The sequence below is a fragment of the Aneurinibacillus tyrosinisolvens genome (assembly GCF_001015055.1).
GTDB lineage: Bacteria > Bacillota > Bacilli > Aneurinibacillales > Aneurinibacillaceae > Aneurinibacillus_A > Aneurinibacillus_A tyrosinisolvens.
The window spans coordinates 219377-239731 of sequence record NZ_BBWZ01000002.1 but is presented as its reverse complement, the minus strand read 5'-3'; the positions used below and the strand labels follow the sequence as shown (position 1 = coordinate 239731).

General features: G+C 38.0%; 16 protein-coding genes and 1 pseudogene. 2 read left to right on the top strand and 15 right to left on the bottom strand.

What is annotated here, in order from left to right:
* Positions 1-5: 5 nt before the first annotated feature.
* The 8 genes from MBEAL2_RS03145 to MBEAL2_RS03110 form a co-directional block, all read right to left on the bottom strand.
* The gene (locus MBEAL2_RS03145) at positions 6-1238 is read right to left on the bottom strand and encodes a glycosyltransferase (protein WP_152667680.1); all 1233 of its coding nucleotides are present in this window, start codon (positions 1236-1238) and stop codon (positions 6-8) included.
* Positions 1223-1735 carry a GNAT family N-acetyltransferase gene (locus tag MBEAL2_RS28830; protein ID WP_052947397.1) on the bottom strand — a complete coding sequence of 171 codons (513 nt, stop codon included), beginning with the start codon at positions 1733-1735 and terminating at the stop codon, positions 1223-1225. The genes MBEAL2_RS03145 and MBEAL2_RS28830 overlap by 16 nt, the downstream gene beginning before the upstream one ends.
* An 87-nt stretch (positions 1736-1822) precedes the next feature.
* Complete coding sequence (locus MBEAL2_RS03135) at positions 1823-2956, bottom strand: DegT/DnrJ/EryC1/StrS family aminotransferase (RefSeq protein WP_047150866.1); 1134 nt, start codon at positions 2954-2956, stop codon at positions 1823-1825.
* 21 nt (positions 2957-2977) lie between these two features.
* Positions 2978-3817 carry a dTDP-4-dehydrorhamnose reductase gene (rfbD, locus tag MBEAL2_RS03130; RefSeq protein ID WP_047150865.1) on the bottom strand — a complete coding sequence of 280 codons (840 nt, stop codon included), beginning with the start codon at positions 3815-3817 and terminating at the stop codon, positions 2978-2980.
* A gap of 231 nt (positions 3818-4048) precedes the next feature.
* The gene (locus MBEAL2_RS03125; RefSeq protein WP_047150864.1) at positions 4049-5047 is read right to left on the bottom strand and encodes a glycosyltransferase family 2 protein; all 999 of its coding nucleotides are present in this window, start codon (positions 5045-5047) and stop codon (positions 4049-4051) included.
* Positions 5044-6960 (bottom strand): glycosyltransferase family 61 protein, encoded by a 1917-nt coding sequence (locus tag MBEAL2_RS03120; RefSeq protein WP_047150863.1) that lies wholly within the window; start codon positions 6958-6960, stop codon positions 5044-5046. Before MBEAL2_RS03120 ends, MBEAL2_RS03125 begins: the two co-directional genes overlap by 4 nt.
* Positions 6924-8030 carry a DegT/DnrJ/EryC1/StrS family aminotransferase gene (locus MBEAL2_RS03115; RefSeq protein ID WP_047150862.1) on the bottom strand — a complete coding sequence of 369 codons (1107 nt, stop codon included), beginning with the start codon at positions 8028-8030 and terminating at the stop codon, positions 6924-6926. Before MBEAL2_RS03115 ends, MBEAL2_RS03120 begins: the two co-directional genes overlap by 37 nt.
* The gene (locus MBEAL2_RS03110) at positions 8031-8489 is read right to left on the bottom strand and encodes a sugar 3,4-ketoisomerase (protein ID WP_047150861.1); all 459 of its coding nucleotides are present in this window, start codon (positions 8487-8489) and stop codon (positions 8031-8033) included.
* A 409-nt stretch (positions 8490-8898) separates the two neighbouring features.
* Here MBEAL2_RS03110 and MBEAL2_RS03105 point away from each other — a divergent pair, with 409 nt between their 5' ends.
* On the top strand, positions 8899-9624 hold the full coding sequence (locus MBEAL2_RS03105) for an N-acetyltransferase (RefSeq protein WP_047150860.1): 726 nt from the start codon (positions 8899-8901) through the stop codon (positions 9622-9624).
* Positions 9625-9713: 89 nt separating this feature from the next.
* Positions 9714-10455 (top strand): annotated as a pseudogene (locus MBEAL2_RS03100) (3-oxoacyl-ACP reductase).
* Positions 10456-10659: 204 nt separating this feature from the next.
* Here the strand turns inward: MBEAL2_RS03100 and MBEAL2_RS31555 are convergent.
* The 7 genes from MBEAL2_RS31555 to MBEAL2_RS03060 all read right to left on the bottom strand — a co-directional run bounded on the left by MBEAL2_RS31555 (position 10660) and on the right by MBEAL2_RS03060 (position 20353).
* Positions 10660-10818 (bottom strand): hypothetical protein, encoded by a 159-nt coding sequence (locus tag MBEAL2_RS31555; RefSeq protein ID WP_161798155.1) that lies wholly within the window; start codon positions 10816-10818, stop codon positions 10660-10662.
* Positions 10819-11532: 714 nt separating this feature from the next.
* Positions 11533-12417 carry a UTP--glucose-1-phosphate uridylyltransferase GalU gene (galU, locus tag MBEAL2_RS03090; RefSeq protein WP_047150859.1) on the bottom strand — a complete coding sequence of 295 codons (885 nt, stop codon included), beginning with the start codon at positions 12415-12417 and terminating at the stop codon, positions 11533-11535.
* 28 nt (positions 12418-12445) lie between these two features.
* Entirely contained in the window at positions 12446-13438 is a 993-nt protein-coding gene (galE, locus tag MBEAL2_RS03085; RefSeq protein WP_047150858.1) for a UDP-glucose 4-epimerase GalE, read from the bottom strand.
* A 21-nt stretch (positions 13439-13459) separates the two neighbouring features.
* Positions 13460-13993 carry a winged helix-turn-helix domain-containing protein gene (locus MBEAL2_RS03080; RefSeq protein ID WP_047150857.1) on the bottom strand — a complete coding sequence of 178 codons (534 nt, stop codon included), beginning with the start codon at positions 13991-13993 and terminating at the stop codon, positions 13460-13462.
* A 200-nt stretch (positions 13994-14193) separates the two neighbouring features.
* On the bottom strand, positions 14194-16863 hold the full coding sequence (locus MBEAL2_RS03075; protein WP_047150856.1) for an S-layer homology domain-containing protein: 2670 nt from the start codon (positions 16861-16863) through the stop codon (positions 14194-14196).
* Between the two features lie 200 nt (positions 16864-17063).
* Positions 17064-19583 (bottom strand): S-layer homology domain-containing protein, encoded by a 2520-nt coding sequence (locus MBEAL2_RS28825; protein ID WP_052947396.1) that lies wholly within the window; start codon positions 19581-19583, stop codon positions 17064-17066.
* 260 nt (positions 19584-19843) lie between these two features.
* A complete protein-coding gene (locus tag MBEAL2_RS03060) occupies positions 19844-20353 on the bottom strand; it encodes a VanZ family protein (RefSeq protein ID WP_047150853.1) in 510 nt (169 codons plus the stop codon).
* Positions 20354-20355: the final 2 nt, after the last annotated feature.

The following is a 20355-nucleotide window of genomic DNA, read 5'->3' as shown; positions in this document are numbered from 1 at the left end:
CCGAATCATCCTTTTCTTGAGTCCATCCATGGTAACCTTCTACATAACTTAATTATGATTTTTTTAGTTATATATACTGGTGAGTTTATACCATGATTTTTTATAATAGTATTAAATCTTTCCATAAAAAATTGAATTTTCCCGGATTGCAGCTTCACTTGTCCTTCTCTGCAAACAGGGGCTTTATATCGACTTAATTCGTCTATTTTCCTCTGTGCAGATTCTGCTACATTTATTGTTGTAAATTCGTCTTCTAATTTTTTTCTGGCTTCCCGCCTAATTCTTTTTCGAAGTTCCCCATTTTCAATCAGATTGCTTATTGCCTTCATCCATGCATTTTTATCATTATCAACTAACAAGCCATTATATTCATTCACAACAATTTGCTTATATGGTTGAACATCTGAATATACTCCGGCGCAACCAATTGCTCCATACTCTAAGTATTTATTAAAATATTTGCACGCATGAAATGGGCTTTCCGGTAATGGAGCTAATCCAATATCCCACCTTCGTTCTTGTATCATTTTTATATATTTTTCATGTGTATCCTGATACGGAATATAAACGAGAGATAGTCGTTCCACGAAGCTAGGTTTCGCACCCATAAATTCAAAGGTAATACTTGAACCATATTTATGAATTAAATACTGAATTGGTTCTTCTAAGAAACTCTCTAAGAAACCCTGATGGTCAATACCTCCAGCAAAGCCTATTTTAACTGTATCGCTCTCTTCAATTTCTTCAGCCCATTCCAAATGCTTTAGCAGCAGTGCTGGAGCGTGAGTAACGGCCGACTTCGAAAAAAAGTCTTTGTATTTTTTTTCTATATTTATATTATTTGTCCATAAGCAGTTTGACAGCTTCATAATATCTATAATGTTTTTTTGTATAGTTTCATTACTAAAATATATATAACTATTTGCTGTCTCTGGTATATTAAGCAAATCGTCATCTAAATAATATATAATATATTTGCCTAATCGCTTACACTCTTTTGCGATAGTGTATTCATATGTTTCAGAGCTTCTAATAAAAATAACTACATCAGCTTCTGCAATTTCTCTTTTTGTAACCTTTAATGTCTCCAGGAAAGTAAATTCAATTATGTTCTTTTTTTTCAGTTCATTTAGCGGCTCAACGACTCCCACTATTGCTGAAGGAATTTGACCAAGGCATATAGCGAAAACCTTCGTCTTTCGTTCGGTTTGTTTCTCAGTTATCATTTGCTCACACACATTCCTAACATTCTTTTTCCATCTCTTTCAAAGGTTGAAATATTAATAAAACCACAGGATTGATAAATCCTCTTAGCCCTTTGATTTTCAGCAAAAACCTCAAGATATATTTCCTTAAGCCCAAGAACAGAAAAACCAAACTCACATACTAAAGAGGTAGCTTGCAAGCCTAATCCCTTTCCATTGGCCTCGGAATCCCCAATCATTAAACGGCCAAACTCAGCCCGCAAACGCTTTAAATCAATATTATAAAGAGCTACTGCACCGATGGGACGCTGTAAACTCTTCTTCTCCTCAATAATAAACATAATATCATTGTTTTTTTCTAAATAGTCTGCATACCATACCGTTTGCTGGTTAGGCTTAATTAATTGCTGATAGACAAAAAAAGTCCTAATTGACTCCTTATTCCTCCAGGCCCTTATCCTCTCTAGATCATTTTCCTCAACTGGGCGTAAATTCAAATCCTCTCCCTGGACATAATAATTATGCTTCATTTTTAATATACACCTTCTATATTCAGGTAAATTTCAAAAAGAACGATCCGAAGTTTTCATAAAACTAAGCGAATCGTTCGATTATATTTAGAAAGAACTATATTCAATCACTTTATCACAAATGTAGTCGACATCCTGTTTATTCATTTTTAGATGCATGGGTAAAGACATAATTCTCTCGCTCAAACGGTGTGAATTCGGACAGGTTCCTTTACCATAAGCATACATACGATACTCTGTATTGTCCCTATAGTGTACTCCAGGATAAATTTCACATTCATTAAGAGCTAATAATAATTCATCTCTATTATTCACTTCAATAATATACAAATGCCTGGACGATTCACAATCTTCCGCTGGTTTAATTGTTCCAATTAAGTTTGAATGCTGTTTAAAACGATCATCATACCATTTTGCCAGCTGCCTGCGATATGCATTGTCCTGATCTAAATAACGCAATTGAACAAGTCCGATAGCTGCCATTATAGAATTCCCATGGTATTTGTATCCGACATATTCTACATCGTATTTCCATTTGTACGCTCCCTTATCAGTAGAACGTGCATAAGTATCTTTATTAATTCCTAACCAAGTAAGTTTTCTGCATAATTCATCATATTGCTTTTCTTTAAAACAGATCATTCCGGAATCAGCAGTCGGTAAGTTTTTAACCGCCTGGAAAGAATAGACAACAACATCTGCTTCCTTTCCGGGAATTTGTCCATTTAATCTTGTACCTGCCATATGTGCCGCATCCAAAATCAACTTTAAGTTGTATTTTTTACAGAGCTCAACAATTTTAAGATACTGGCCCGTATTCCCACCAATCCCCACAAACAAAACGGCTTTTGTTTTATCAGTAATTTTCCGCTCTACATCAGCAGGATCTAAACATAAATGTTGATCCACATCCGCAAAGACTACTTTCATTCCCTCATATGCAATCGCATGGTTTGAGGATATGAATGTTAAAGGTGTAGAAATTATTTCATCTTCTTCGTTCCAGTCGTTTTCCATTTTTAAAATCTTCACAGCTAAATTGAGTCCAACTGTTGCAGAATTCAAGAAATGAGCATTCTCCAACCCGGTATACTTTTTCCACTCATCCTCGAATTGTATCGTTTTAAATCCGAGCCCTGTCCATCCTTTTTCCAAGCATTCCCTTATTTCTTCCAAACATTCATCAATTCGAAATGTAGGGACGAATAACTGAACTGACACTAAAATCACTCCAACTTTATATTATTGTAATACTTGCAAGAAACATTCCACAGCTTTATTATACGGCCTTAACTGCGGAGCAAAATCACTCCACTTTTCATTACTTAAAACAGAAAATTTAGGTCTATTCACACCGGCATACTGTTCATCAGAAGTTACAGGAAAAATGTTTTTTTCATTCAACTTCATATAACTGGCAACCAACAGAGCATAGTCAAACCATGTCGTATATCCGTCATTCGTAACATGGTATAACCCAAAAGGAAATCTTAGTATATTCAATAAACCCTCTGCTAAGTCTCGCGTATACGTAGGTGTACCAAATTGATCATTAACAACATATATTTTTTCATTCAAACTCAGTTTTTGTAAAATAGTTCTCGGAAAACACTTCCCATTAGAACCAAAAAGCCAGGAGGTCCTGATAATATAGTACTTATCATAGTTTGCTACGATAATATCCTCAGAAATCTTCTTTGTTAACCCATATTTATTAAGGGGGATCGCAGGATCATCTTCCTTATAGGGCGTTGAGCCTCCTCCCTCAAACACATAGTCTGTGCTAAAATGAATAAGGGGAATATCATATTTTTTAAGCGTATTTACTAAATTATAAATACCTAAGCAGTTGACTTGAAACGCTTTTTCAAATTCTCTTTCTGCCATCGCTACGTTTGTATATCCAGAAGCATTTATTACTAACTCAGGACGTATTAATGATATTGTTTCTTCCAGATTATTCGTATCCAGGATGTCTAAATGCTCTCTTTTAATTCTTATAATCTCTTGTTGGTTATACGAAAAAACCTTGTAGATGTCGTCGCCTAGAAGGCCGTAACCACCAATTAATAATATTTTCATTAGACGTCTCCTAAATATAATAAAACTTTTATCTCCTACAATTAAACCCTTTTGATTGTAACATATTTCTAGGAAATCATGTGTATTTCTTGGTTATTTAAAACTGGTATTTATTGCACTGAAATTGCGAGAAGTAATAACTGCAAAAGACCTGCCTAGATATTAAAGCAGGTCTTTCATATGAAAATACAGTAGTATTCCTGTTAATAATTACTGCCTTAGGATCCTACTTTATGCATTTAACAGTCTTGAAAAATCAATCGAACTTGTTAGAAGAAACAATTCCTTAATTGAGAAATTCCTTCGCTCAAGCCGCTCTTTAATAGGCGGATTACTCAATTGACTATACAACCGCTCTACCCCTATTAGTCGAATCATCTGAAGAGGATGCTGCAAATAAAGGAAGGTTTTATCAATTTCGAGCTCTATATCATCATTGTAGGAACGGTATGAGATATACTCAGGGAAACAAGCGTTTAAGAATTCCCAGCTTGTATTATCCAAAATAGTCTTATAAATCATAAGGCTTTCAAAACGTGTCCTATTATATTGCTTATGACCCGAAAGATTATTTTCATGAAGCCGATAAAACAGGAGCCTCTCCGCCATAAGGTCAATTTTATAATGTTTAGAGAGACGTACCCACATATCGAAGTCCTGTAACTGCAATGAAGCTTCAGTGAAAAGCCCCGCCTTTTGGAAAACATCAATATTAATTAGACAACTAGGCGCGCATAAAAAATTACCTTCAAAAAATAGCCTTTTAAAGATATCCTCCTTTGAAATGCATCTTTTTCCATAAAGAACTGGAAGAAAGGAGTCATCTAACCTGTGGCCTTTCGATGCGATTAACTGAGGCAAACAAAAAACAGCTTTAGAGTCATTTAGTTCTGCATATTTTAGCTGAAGTTCCAGCCTTTTGGGATGCGAGATGTCATCACCAGACATTAAGGCAACCCATTGGCCCTTGGCTAAAGAAATAGCTGTATTTAGAGCAATACTTGGTCCTTCATTTTTTTTAAAAATACATTTGATCCTACTATCTTTGTACCGTGTAATAATCTCTCTGGTCTTGTCCCTTGAGCCATCATCAATAATAAGCAACTCAAAGTCTGTAAAGGACTGATCCAGAATACTCTCTATCGCCTCTGATATATATTCTTCATGATTAAAAGTAGTAAGCAGTACACTTACTTTTGGCTTAACATGTCCTTCTTTTACATTATTCATACGACTTCCTCACAATGTTCAATATTTGATATTGTGGCTAATAACTGTGGTAAATTAATTGTGAAATCATCATGTAAATCTTGACGTGCGAAAGCACGCTCACCAAAACAATAGGTTAAATCAACACTGCAAATATCGGCCAATTGCTCCCAAATATAAAGATTATTACCTGGGTGTTCAGATACAAATACGACAAATTTAGTATTCGGAGGAACAAATAGCATGTTTGTAACAGTAGCACCTGTTGGAGCAACTATTAAATCTGCCTGGTTAAATATTTCTAACTGAAAATCAAAGGAACAGCTATTTAAATCTACGATTTCGAAGCCATCCTTTAGAAGTTCCAACTCAATTTCATGCTCATTAAGGACCTTGCGATAAGTGCCACCACGTCGTGTAAGGTACAGCTTACGACCTTTTTGCTTATAATTTAAACTTCCTTTTCCTCTAAGCAGCTCCTGTCTGATTAATTGGAGCCATTCCCGAGACAAAACAATATCGGTATCAGGTGTCATTTTGCCGTTATAGCGGTCTAATATTCTTGAAAGATCAGACGGGTAAATCAATCTCTTTATATCATACACAGAACCGTCTTCTAACTGAAAAATTGGGAATCTATTGTTAACTATTTTTTCTAAGGCATTAATATAATTCTTATTAAGATTACGGCCAATTAACAAAGGAACCCCTTCAAATTCTTTGAATTGTGATATCATTAATACTTTTGTCAAACACTCAATTAACCAGTGAAAATAGTTATTATCATGGTCACACGATATTAAAATACCCTCTTTAATAGTATTGTTTGGTATTACCTTTGTGTTATAAACTTCTGCTATATGAGGCTCACCTACTTTTACGTATTGCCATGTTTTCACTCCATAGTCTGCACCCGAAAAACTTGCTAATTCATCATGAAGCAATTGCCCCTGTTGATTAAATAGCAATCTTGTTCCTCCCACAAGAGAAACATTATTCAGTATTCCTATATATTCTTCGGGCGGAGTTAGAAGAAATTCATTATTATCAGTACGTGAATAAAAGCTCCATCCTTCTTGGTTTTTATGATGTAATAATTGTCCATTTTCTTTGATTGCATCTTTAACAAATTTAATCTCCGCAAATGTTTTTGCAACTGTTTGTGCCTTCTGAAGAGGGGAAAGCCTTATCGAACGTCTAAACAGGTTGTCAAACGCCTCAAACCGGCATTCTTTTAGGTAATTAATTAATGAATCTCTTAGTTCAGGATTATATTTAAGATGCTGAATTGTTGGTTCGTTACCTTCTGTAAAATAGCTACGTATTACAATGCTTTTACTTTCATCAAAGGAAAACTCAGAAAAAACAGAGTGGATGGACGCCCCAGACTTACATCCATCCATCAGGAAATGGTGCAGCGGAGTAATTTCCTTCTCGTCATTCATATATTGTTCAATATAAAACCTGGCATCAAATAGTGGATGAGTACTCAACCGTTCTTCAAACCCATTCATTAAATAATCAAGGAGCGGGTTTTTAATTAATTGAATATCACGTCCGCATTGTGCTACATAATACTCTACGTCAAAGAGAGGGTGTGGCCTTCTTCCCTCCTGTCCACCATACCGTAAGTAATGAACAAGGGGGTTAATATCAGCATCTCGTACATCCGGGTTGTGTAACAAATAGTAATTAATATCAAACAAAGGATGCGGGTTACGTCCTTCATTCACACCATGAAATATGAAATGAAGAATTGGATTAACTTTGCTGTCCTTTACGTCCGGATTCGTCTGAAGATAATATTCACTGTTAAAGAGAGGAGATTTTCGAAGAAGAAAGTAGCAAGACATATTGCGAAGATTTGCTCTGATTTTCTTCGTAATCTTAGTTATCCCTAAATTTCCTGATTGATTCTTAGCAGTATTTCGCATACATAATCCACCATTTCTTCGGTAAGATGTGGGCCCATAGGCAAGCTTAAAATTTCACGTGATAACTCTTCTGTAATAGGATAAGCACCTGAATCATAATTCAAGTCTTCGTATGCCTGTGCTAAATGAGGAGGTACAGGATAGTGAACTAATGTTGAAACACCGAACTCTTGTAATTTTTTCTGCACATACTCTCTATTTTTTGTCTTTATGACAAATAAGTGCCAAGAAGGAATAAAGTTTTCTGGGATAATCGGTCCCATATATTTCGTATCCTTTAATGCATGTATATATTTTTCCGCAATTTCTTGCCTTCTTTTATTCCAACTATCCAATTTACTTAATTTAACCCTTAAAAACGCTGCTTGAAGTTCATCCAGCCTTGAGTTGGTTCCTTTGAATTCGTGTATATACTTTATCTGTGAACCATAGCTTCTTAGCTTTCTTAACTTCTCCATAAGCTCAAAATCATTTGTCGTAACAGCACCCGCATCCCCAAAGGCTCCAAGGTTTTTCCCCGGGTAAAAACTAAACGCTGCTGCGTCGCCTAAGTTACCGGCTTTTTTTTCATAATAGTAAGCTCCTTGAGCCTGTGCAGCATCTTCAAGTATATATAAATTATACTTATTTGCTATGTCCGTGATTTTACTCATGTCAGCCGTTTGACCGTATAGATGAACCGGTATAATTGCTTTTGTTTTTGGAGTTATTTTTTCTTCTATTTTTTCCGGATCTATATTAAATGTTTGTTTATTCGGCTCAATTGGAATAGGCTTCGCCCCGGTAGCTGTTACAGCAAGCCAGGTTGCAATGAAAGTATTGGCAGGTACAATAACTTCATCATTTTCACCAATATCCCAAGCTTTTAGGACGAGGTAGAGGGCTTCTAATCCATTTCCTATACCAATGCAATACTTTGTCCCACAATATCTTGCAAATTCCTCTTCGAATCTTTCTACCTCTTCTCCTAATATATACCAACCAGAGTTCATAACACGCTGATACGCGCTATCAAATTCTTCTTTGTACTCCAAATACGTTGTTTTTAAATCTAAGAATTGAATGTTCATTTAACTTTCTTCCTTTCTTGTCAACGTTAGGGAGTCATTATAACTTCCATAATAATCTCTTGCTGACATCAGAAAATCATTATAATTTCTATAGTAATCCTCTTCTTCATAGTAATTTGAAGCTAATACAAGGCAAACAGCGTTAGTCGAAAAGTTTACTAATTCACGCCAAATCATACGATCTAAATATAGACCGATATAACTGCGATTCAAACTATACGTCACTTTTTTATATCCATCATCCAGCACTACGTCAAAACTTCCCGCCATAGCTATAATTAACTGCTGTAGATTTTTGTGAGCATGACCTCCTCTAGTTTCCCCTCCGGGAATATCATAGAGGTAATAGACTCTCTTAATATCAAAGGGAATGTGCCTGTTTCCCTCAACAAAACTTAGATTTCCTCGTGGATCAGAAATTTTTTGCAAGTTAATTAAACGACATCTTTCTATACTCAATTTACATAACCCCTCAATATTAAATTTCTAAGATGGCTCCCTACACTTCCAAGAGTATATAAATAATATTCAAATATTTAAAATGAGAAAAAACCTCAACTAGCTGTAACTACAATTAAAATTTTACAGCTTTTAGACAAATAAAAGAAACGCCCACTTTCTGGGCGATATACAACCTTCTCAGCATAGAATAAAATTTACAATTAATGCCCCGTCTATAATAACATAAAGTATACAACCTATGTATTATGTCCTTCCATTTTATTTTAAAAAATTATTTTACCCGTTAACATAGTATCAGTCTTAAAAATTCACCTAAATACTTTCTTTGATTTATTTATACTTATTATGCTAAAATTCATTTGTTAATTTAAGAATGTAACCTAAATAAGTCTGTCGGAGGATTAAAATGATTAGTGATTTAGCCGTAGTGCAAACTAATTCTGTTGGAAAAAACGTTACTATCAATGAGTTTGCCATTATACGTCCTGACGTAACAATTGGAAATAATGTAGTTATTCATCCTCACGTAGTAATTAATTCAGGTGTAGTAATTGAAGACGGCGTTGAAATATTCCCTGGAGCTTATATTGGAAAAGAACCGAAAGGGGCAGGCGCATTAGCTCGTACCCCTGTATTTGAGAAAAGCATTGTAATAGGAGCTAATACCTCTATTGGTCCCCATGCAGTAATTTTTTATGATGTAGAAATCGGAAGAAATACATTAATTGGTGATGGGGCATCCATCCGGGAGCAGTGCAAAATTGGCTCCTACTGTATCATTAGTCGCTATGTAACAATTAACTATAATACTGCTATTGGTGATAATACAAAGATTATGGATTTAACACACATTACTGGGAATTGTAAAGTCGGAAACGATGTATTTATTAGCATAAATGTAGGTACAACTAATGACAATGCTATCGGGAAAACCGGCTATGATGAAAATGAAATTAATGGTCCAATTATCAAGGATGGGGCAGCTATTGGGGCAGGGGCTACGCTTCTTCCTAACATTACAATTGAAAAGGATTCCATAGTTGGAGCAGGTTCAGTTGTAACTAAAAATGTTGAGTCTAATACTTTGGCCATGGGAGTACCCGCTCGTTCCATTAGAAAACTAAATGAATAGGAGTTTGCCAGTTAAGTACTTACTGCTTTAATCTTATAGAACCTCCTACATAGTTGGAGGGAAAAGCAATCAAGATAGGGGAACAAAAAATGATATTAAGTAGTAAGGTAGCAATCGTTACAGGTAGCTCAAGAGGTATTGGTGCTGCCATCGCCAAGGAGCTAGCAAAAAACGGGGTTAAAAGTAGGAGTCAATTATAATACTAACAGAGAAGCCGCTTTTAAAATCGTAGAAGAGATAGAAGAAAACGATGGCAAGGCTTTTGCTATTCAAGCTGATGTTTCAGATCCAGAACAGGCACATCTTTTAATAGAAAACATAATTAAGGAATATGGAAAACTTGATATTTTAGTCAATAATTGCGGAATTACTCGGGATCGTACGTTCCGCAAGCTCGGCAAAGAGAATTGGAAAGAGGTTATAGATGTTAACTTAAATAGCGTTTATAACACGACAAGTGCTGCATTATCCTATATAGAAAATTCAGACGGAGGAAGGATTATCAACATTTCTTCTGTCATTGGTCAGAGCGGCGGATTTGGTCAAACGAATTACGCAACTGCAACGGCCGGAATTATTGGATTTACAAAGTCACTTGCTCTTGAACTTGCTAAAGTGAACGTAACTGTTAATGCAATTTGCCCTGGTTTTATTGAAACTGAAATGATTCAAGCTATCCCTGAGGAAATCCGCAAGAAAATTGTTTCTACCATCCCACTTCGACGCTTTGGTATGCCCGATGAAATAGCACGAACTGTTATTTTCTTGTGCCAAGATGGTCAGTATATTACAGGTCAACAAATAAATATTAATGGCGGACTGTATATGTAATTCCATAAACATTTAGCTTTCTTTTTTTCGTTTTGTATCAAAACTGTTGATTATCAGGATTTAGACAGGCTAGTCCCGTATAAATCCTGATAATTTTTTATGAATACCTAGATAACAAGTTCCCATTCTACAAATAGTTGTGCCTCAGTGAACGGACGGGAACCCGTAAGGGGTAGCAACATCAGCGGTATGGCTAAAACTTTTCTATTCATGCGTGGCCGTCATGATAAGGAACTGCAGTAGCATAGAAATAGAAAGTTTGCGAGCCATATCTTTGTAACCCTGGACTTGCAGTATCTCTCCAATGTCTTCTTCCATAACGAAGTGCTCCAGAGCGCCAAGAAGTGTGATAGACTTTTTCATAAGAAGGCCGCCTCTTTTCGCAGAGATTTGTATGTGGTGTACAAACTCTTTTCCCGAAAAAGGCGCCTGTTTTCTATTTTTTTACATTTTTTATTAATCAACACTCGTGATTTTATATAGAGCGTTATGTATATTCATACTTGAAGGACTGATAGTGCTATTTATCTTGTGTTATAAACCTGCATTCCAGGAAATCCCGGGGCATTCTTTTTCTTGTCCGATGACATATAAAATTCTGTGAAGGGCTTGCCTCTTCACTCTGAGGTAGGTTCACAATACCAAAGTGGTAAATTTACGAACTTGTTTCATTTCTTTAGGATGAAACAATCCTTGAATCAAAAAGGCTATCCCTATGATAATGCCTGGTTCGAGCCTTCCTACGCCATTTTAAAGAAAGAAGAGACAAACCATATCCAGTAGACAGATTACTCTTCTACCAAACTGGCTCTACTTCAATTTATCCAAAGTTGGTACAACCAAAAAAGGATACACAACACTCCGGATTACAAGACACCTTACATCACAGAACATGAGATCAAGCACCCTATATAAAACTTGTTTTTTGTGTTCAACATATTGACTTAACTCAATGAGAGGTTCCTAGAATGCCCTACCTCATTAGTTAAATAGTTGGTTAAGTATGCATAAGCTTGCCTAAACAAAAAAATTCTAGTTTTCTGTTATATTAGAAATTCCGCAATACATTTTATAGCACTAGTTTCTAGCCTTGTATTCTTTATAGATATTATCCAAATACGATAGTAAATCGCATCTTAATTCTTCACGCTGTAAGGCAAATTCTAATGTTGTTTTAATAAATCCTAATTTATCCCCCACATCATACCTCTTACCTTCAAACTGATATGCATAAATATCTTCATACGAACTTAACCTAGTTAGCGCATCAGTGAGATGAATCTCTCCTCCTGTGCCTGGTTTTTGATTATCTAAAATTTCAAATATGTTAGGTGTAAGAATATACCGACCCATAATTGCAAGATTTGATGGAGCTGTTTCCTTTGTGGGCTTCTCCACAAGGTTTTTAATTGCATAAAGTCTCTCATGTAAATTTACTGCATCAACAATTCCATACCGCGACACTTCGTCCTTTAGAACTGATTGTATACCTATAATTGATGATTGGTATCTGTTATAGAGTTCAATCATTTGCTTGAGGCATGGAGAAGATTTTGCTTGTATAATATCATCCCCAAGTAAAACAGCGAATGGCTCATTACCAATAAATTTGCGTGCACACCAAACCGCATGACCAAGCCCTTTGGGTTCCTTTTGACGAATGTAATGAATATCTACAAGTTTAGATGGCTTTTGCACTTCTTCTAAGAGGGATAGTTTACCTTTTTCACGTAAGCTGTATTCAAGTTCAAACGAATTATCAAAATGATCTTCAATCGCTCTTTTTCCTTTTCCGGTTACGATAATAATGTCCTCAATTCCTGATTCAATAGCCTCTTCTACAATATATTGAATTGTAGGCTTATCAACAATTGGTAACATTTCCTTCGGCATAGCTTTTGTAGCCGGCAAAAAGCGGGTTCCTAACCCTGCTGCCGGAATAATCGCTTTGCGTACTTTCATACGGGTATACCCTCTTTCCTCTCTGCCTTTACTTGCTATATCCGTCTATGTTATCTCTGCGCCACTGCCAAGCGGTGCGGACGATTTCTTCAAGTTTATATGCAGGTTTCCAGCCCATGTCATTCTCTGCTTTTTGAGAAGACGCTACGAGAATAGCAGGGTCTCCCGCTCTGCGTTCTGTGTACCTAATTTCCGCTTTTCTGCCTGTTACTTCTTCACACTTTTTAATAACTTCATTTACAGAATAGCCTTCCCCATTCCCTAAATTGTATGTTTCACTAATAAGCTTACCATGTGTCTGTAGCAAACTATCAAGCGCCAAAATATGGGCTGCTGCAAGATCTGTTACATGAATGTAGTCTCTAATGCACGTTCCGTCTGGAGTTGGATAGTCGGTGCCAAATACCGAAATCGTTTCCCTCTTACCGAGCAAATGCTCCAATATAATCGGTATTAAGTGTGTCTCCGGATTGTGGTCTTCCCCAATCTTTCCGGATTCATCGGCACCTGCGGCATTAAAATAACGTAAAACCACATATTGAAGCTGATATGCATTTGCAAAGTCGGCCAGTATCTGTTCAATCATTAGCTTTGAGCGGCCATACGGGTTAATTGGATTCGTTGGCGTATCTTCTGTGATGAGTTCAACATTCGGGATGCCATACGTAGCAGCAGTGGAAGAAAAGATAAACTTTTTAATCTCGTATCGCATCATAACTTTTAGAAGAGTAAGTGTCCCAGCGACGTTATTTTCATAATACTTTAACGGATCCGTTACAGACTCCCCAACAAGACTGTTTGCGGCAAAGTGCATAACCGCCTTAATCGGGTACTGTTTAAAAATAGATTCAAGGTCATTTTCATTCCCCAGATTCCCCTGAACAGATATCGCCCTTTCATCTATAGCTCCACGATGTCCGGTCGATAGATTATCAAGCACAACAACTTGGTGTTCTTCTCTAATAAGTTCCTTCACAGCATGGCTACCAATGTATCCAGCCCCACCAACGACAAGTATCATTTTTTTCGCACCCTTTCTTTTCTACCTTTCATTCCATACAATAAGTGCTTTTTCTCGTATGAATTTATGATTCCACTTCTGAAACTCTTCATTATTCAATACAAGTGTACGAATCTTTCTATGAATAAGTTCTTCCGCTTTATCAACCAGTTCCTGTAAATAGTTTTTATCAATCTGACCAACAATTACAAAATTAATAATCCCCGAGTCAATCCCCTTTGCATAATCACCCGTAATAAGAGCAACCTCCACATTCCCTAACTTCCAAATTACTTCTTCAATTAAAAGGTCAATTCCTATGTATTTTTTCACAATGCTATGTAAATCAGGAAATAATGTGTGTTTTTCGTTTGCTTGATATACTTTCAAACGGCCCTGGATTTTTGCTTTTAGTAAGCCTGCTTCGGTTAGCCGGTTTAGTTCGACACGCACGACATTCGTTGATTCACCGAACTCTTCCGAAAGCGAGCGTAAATAAGCCTGTGTTTCTGCGTTTAAAAAGAACTTTAAAATAAGCTTAATACGCGTCTTAGATGTAATTAGGTAGTCTAACACCTTGTTCACTCCAATAAAACCATTATCTTGCTTAAGAGAAAAAAACTTCGCTATCACGAGTAATAATTTTACTCAATTTCTTTTTGTGGATCAATTAGTTATTTTTTCATTTCTTTCAGTACGGTGGAAACCGCGCTTAATAATATCACAAAATATACAGCAAAAAGCCTGCCCTTTTTTCAGCAGGACAGGCTTTCTATTTAGTCTACTTTTGCAATATCATAAACCTTACTGTTGGACATGTATAACACGATTTTATCATCTTTCTTTAATCCCTTAAGCATCGTATTGAGATTAGGCTGGCGAGCAAAAAGGTCCGCAGGCAAATAATAGCTTCCTTTCGGCGTATACACCCTGTCTCCATACTTATCTAACTCATTAAATGTTGTTTCAATTTTATCCATCACAAGAATGCTTTTTGTTCCATTTGAAGACTCAGCGACTTGAACCCGGTCTCCTACTTTTAACGCACTCAACGATGTATACTGGCGGTCACTGATTTTAATCGTGCTTCCTGTCGCTGCCGTAATTTCGTTCGTAACTCCATTATAATCTTTCACTTTAATGGTATTGTTATCCGGATTAATAGAGAGGACTTGCCCATTCACACTCGGAACTACCGTAACAGCTTTTAGCGTATCTCCGGAGTATGTGACTTTAATGACGTCTCCTTTTTTAAAGTCGCTCGCTTTCGGATAGGATACTCCTGGAACTTTCAGTGAAACCTGGCCATACGTATTAAATATACGGGAGTTTCCTTTATCATCCTCACCCCGGATAGAATAGTCGTATACCTCCGTTACCCTGTAAACAAAAGTACGCTCAACATCAATGTCGATTACCTTGGTGCCACTCAATTTCATGGATACCTTATCATCGTTCCGTAAATCTTCCAGGTCTTCCCCTTTTGAATCAAAAATAACCACACTAACGTCCTTGTCAACTACATAAACTTTTGTCTCCCCTGACTCTAACTTGACTGTCAGCAAGCGATTATCCGGGTTAATTCGAGTAATTTGTCCCTTAATGCGGTTGTCAGCATTTATATAAATGATTTTATTATCTTGATCAAGCTGGAAGGATACGTTCATATCCTTTTTCAAATCAGCCAAACCAGGATTTGATTTTCCATCCATGATTAATTCAGCGTTTGTACTTAGTTCATACGCTGCCGTTAGCTCACCGCTGGCATTCTTCAAGGAAATAACCCGGTTTGTCGCATCTACAGCAAAAATTGTGCCGTTCTTCAAATTATCATTTGGCTCTGTTGGATTGACAACGGTTCGATTCTTCACGGTAATAGAAGAAACAGTCTCGTTCTGAACTTTGATGTCTATCTTGTCCCCTATTACAAGATCGGAAAGAGAAAGACCCGTTGTTTCACCTACAGAAATAGCTGTACTGTTATCCACACGGTAAACTTGCAGCTTTCCATCTTGTCCTTGGATCGTGATAAACTGGTCAGCAACATTCACAGCCTTAATCGTTCCGCTGTTTACTTCGTTTTCTGCTACATTGACAATGATTTTACTAATGATGCCATTTGCCAGTTCAAGTTTTACCGAATCTCCCTGTATTAAATCTCCTATATTAGGGAAACGTTTGTTTTTATATTCAACAAACGTCGCATCGTCGTAGTTGAAGGCTTCCAATTTGCTGCCACTCGTTTTGATTGTAAGGAGTTTCGCCTGTTGGTCTATATCGTAAACTGTCCCTTCAAGGCTTTTATCTTTACTTTCACTCGTGCGGGTGAGGCTTACAACTTTGCCGCCAGGTGCTATCGTAATTCGGATTTCATCTCCTTTTACCAGTTCATTGATACTCTTAATCGTAGCACTACTAGTCCCTAGCGTTGTAGTGCTATCCACCTGATAGGTTGTAAGCTTTCCATCTTTATCTTTTACGATGACCGACTGAGCTTCTTCATATACTTTCTCGATAGTTCCATCTACTATCGTGTTTGCGGCTGCCTGGTCTATTGCTTCTACATAATACGCCTTATTGTTAAGAGCAATCACGAGAAGCTGGCTATTCGCTTTGACTTCTTCCTTTGTTATCTTCTTCGTGCCATCATAGAACTTAGTTCCGCTGTTAATCTCGTATGTATAAGCAGTGCCGTCCTTTTTCCCCTTTATAGTAAGGGTACCGGATGCTAATGATTGTAATGTACCAATATGGCTTCTATCAGATTCGACATCTAAATACTTCTCACTTCGGCTTAAGAAAGCAACCATTTGGGCACGGGTCACTTCAAGTTCCGGTTTGAAGGAAAGTCCATTTCCCTCGGAAAAACCGGAGATAAGACCGTAAGAGGCAGCTGCGTTGATATAGTCTTTTACCCAGGTTGGGAAAGAATTATCATCCGTGAATTTAACGGTATTTTCCGCCGCCGCTTTGCTTACTTCCTGCTCTTTATTAATCATCCGGATCATTAACTGGGCTACCCAGCTTCTTGTCGCAGTTTCCGCAGGAGCAAACCGTTTCTCCTCAGGCTTGATTAATCCCTTGGATACAGCAAAAGCAACTGTGCTTTTTGCCCAGTCCGGTACATTATATGCAAGGTTTCCTGTCGCTTTATAGCTGTCCGCTTCCGCTTTCAGTCCCATGTTACGAATGACCATGGCGAGCGCTTCCATTTGTGTTACTTTTTCATCAGGGCGGAAGGTTCCGTCATTATATCCGGCTACGACATCACGCAGGCCCATTTTTACAATCGGCTGTGCAGCCCAATAGCTATCAGAAACGTCAGAGAAACTAGATTTTACAGCTGTTGTAGAATCAGCTTTAACACCAACAGGATAGCTGACACCACTCACGGCAAGGATTCCTGCTAAAGTCAAAGGGATAAAAGAACGCTTTACTCGTTTCATTGCTATTACTCCTTCTATCATTATTGTAAAAGTTTATACTAAACCAGCTATCATAACATGCTCAGATACCAAATTATAGCATTATATCCTCTCTCTTTCTATATGCATGCGCCAAATTTCCTGTTAATTTAACAACATTCTACATGAAACAAAAAAAAGACGGGTGCTCATCGCACCCATCTCAATCGAACTCTCTTATTTTATTTTTCAAGAAAACGTTTCAGCATAACAATCGCTTCTGCTCGGCTTGCCTTGCTCTTCGGCGCAAAAGTAACAGCTTTGCCTTTCTTCTGACCGTGTAAAATGTCAGCTTCTACAGCGATAGCAGCTGCCTGCACTGCCCACTTAGAAATAGAACCTTTATCCCCGAATGCCTTAAGAGCCGCATTCACATTTTGTACACTTGGTTCTATTCCTTTGTATTTCAAGGCGTTGGCAATCATAGCCGCCATTTGTTCGCGGGTGATTACCTGGCTTGGAGCAAAACGACCTTTACCAACCCCATGGATGATTCCGGCTGCATAGGCACGCTTTACGCTATCCGCATACCATGCGTTCGCAGGTACATCTGTAAACGAAGCCTTTCCTTCTTCCGTTGGAGCAAGAATGTTTACAAGCATCGCCGCAAATTCAGCTCTTGTTATCACTCTGTTTGGCTCGAATTTGCCATTTCCTGTACCGTGAACATATCCGTTCGCTGCCATAAAATCGATATCTTTTTGTGCCCAGTGTCCATCAATATCGATGAAGTCCGGAGTCGTTACAACCGGTGTCTGTCCACCATTACCCGGAGTTGTGCCAGTGCCTGGTGTAGTTGGTGTAGTTGGTGTGGTTGGCGTAGTTGGAGTGCTCGGAGTTGCACCGCCGCCGCCGCCACCAGTACTGCCGCCACCGCCGCCACCAGTACTACCTGTCGTTACGGGGACTGCAGAGCTGAAATCTGACGTATTATTAAGGTTATCTACCGCTTTAACTTTAAATTTGTATTGAGTGGATGACTGTAAGCCCGCAATCTTAAGTTCGTTTTCGGATACAAGCGTATAGCTTACAGGCGTTGCACTTTCATTCTGGTAAACCTGATATCCTTTAATTCCAGATGGATCAGAAGCGTCTACTGTTAAAGTAACCGAGCTAGAGTCTGCAACAGACTTCGTAATAGTAGGGGCAGCCGGTGCTACCGTATCACTCAATGCACCATAGATAGAGAAATGGCTTACAGAAGCGCTAACCGTATTACCTGCACCAGGAGTTGATCCTTGATATTCCCACTTTTGCTTACCTTCATTATAATAGAATATTCCTACATTGCTAGTATCAGCAGAAGTAACCGGGAGTATAACTGTAACTGGTTGGCTAAGTGGGACATGCGGCCCAGGCTGGCCAAAACTGAAGTCAAGGATTGGGCCTGCCGTTGTCAATCCGTTTGTTGGTGCTTCTGTCGAAGATTTTACAGTCAGAGCTGTCGTGCCATCCGGTAGTTTAAATCCAATCGGAAGTTGAACAATAACATCTCCCGCCCCTGGTACTGTTACCCGAACATTAACAGGTTGTGTCAAAGAAGCACCTGCCTGTACAGGGATCGTCGTTGGCTGTCCAAGAATTGCCGGTATTTCAAGCGGGGTTCCCTGGGCAGCTACATTTAATTGGAACTTAGCAAGTGTTAACGGATTTCCCTGCACTTTAGCTCTGCTTGTAGCAACAAGAAATTTCGAATCAGCCTGTGGTCTAAATGTAACTGTACCATTCTGCTGATTTACCTTCGGCTCAACGCGGGATTGGACAGTCCCATTCGCATCTGTTACCTTCCAATCCGTGAATTGTGTAATGTTAACAGTATCAGTTGAAGATGAATTAGAAGGAAGATTAGCGATAAATTTCAATGTTGCATCGCTTCCGCTTGTTACAGATAGCTGCTCGGTTGTTTTAAACTGCTTATTGTTAAGTTCAGCGTGCAGGTACTTTCTTGCACCGGCGAATGCGAAAGCGTCCCGCACATCACCCAATGTTTTGCCGCCCGAAGTAACAGCAGCCTTGTCCATGTTTACAGTAAATCCAAGAACTTGTTCAATAGATAAACCTAGTTCTCCTAATTTCCCATTGAACTTTTGATATTCAGGCTTAGTAAGGCTTTGTTCAATAGCACTTTTCGCAATATCATGAACAAGAGTATGTAAAGATTCTGTGGACGATCCTGTTAGGAATAACCCTATCCTAATCGCATACTTGCTTGATATAGATTGCCTTGTATTTTGTTCAATATCATTAGTTAGGCTAAGCAATTGATCAAGTGTGTACTCATTATTGGTTAACTTGTGGAATGTTCCGGCATACTTACTTCGGAAGTTCTGAATATCAGCATCAATTCCACTCGGGTTGAAACCGCTAGTAATGGCAATCAGCTCCTGAAGGAAGCCCACCGCTTCATCTTTCGTTACTCCCTTTGCTTTTGCGGCATTAATAAAAGTGTCTAAGCCAAGAGTATTTCTCCACCAGTCCGTGTTCTGTACTAAGGTAAAGCTTCTAGCATCTTGGAGAAGCTGTTTTTCTTCCGGAAGCAGCAAATCATAATTTGCTCTTACTTTCTGTGCCAACTGGCTAGAAAGGCTTGTCTGCACGTCTGCTGCGTATATAGCGCTGTTCAGCGGAAGAGCCGGGATAACACCGGATGTTAGAACGGCTGTTGACAATAAAGAAGCAGCTAGTTTTTGTCTAAAATTCAAAATGTACACCTCCATGGTTATTTGGTCTGTGATTTTTTTCGACAAATTATACTATTCATTAAATAACTTATCATAATTAACAGTAATATACAACGAATCCAATGATAGGCTCATCCCTTTTTCATAGAGAAAGTATAGTTTGTCAAAAAAAGATCACAAGGCTTTCGTAGTAAGTATGATTAGGTTAAAATACCTAAGTTATCTATCTTATTATATCGGAATAATTGTTATTAATTTTTACAATTATAACAACAAATTTTTCAGGAAAATATTTCTTTCATTACAAGTGCAGCACCTATCCCTATTGCACCACCAACGGAATCGAGAAGTACATCTGCCGCAAGTGGAGTCCGGTTAGCCGTATACATTTGGTGTATCTCATCAGAAGCGGCATACAGGACCATAAAGAGGAGAGAGCCTACCAGCCGCTTCCCTCTCCCCACTCCGCTTCCCCGTAAAGCGCCATACATGAGAAAACCCAAAAGAAAATAGAGAGTAAAATGGGCTCCTTTTCGTATAAAAAACTCAATAAACCCTGCCGCCCCTAATTGGTTAACACTTACCTCTCCATGAACGTAAGTAAATTTCACTTCTGCAAATCTCTGGGCTATTTCTTTCTCGTTAATATATTTTCTTATCTCTGGACGTATATCCTGTTTCTGATACGGCTGGGAAGAAGAGAAGAAAATCCCCCCTATTAAGAGCAATAGCGGAATCCAGTATAATAGAAATGTTCTCCCTCGTTGTACCCGGCTTATCTTTCCTGCCATTT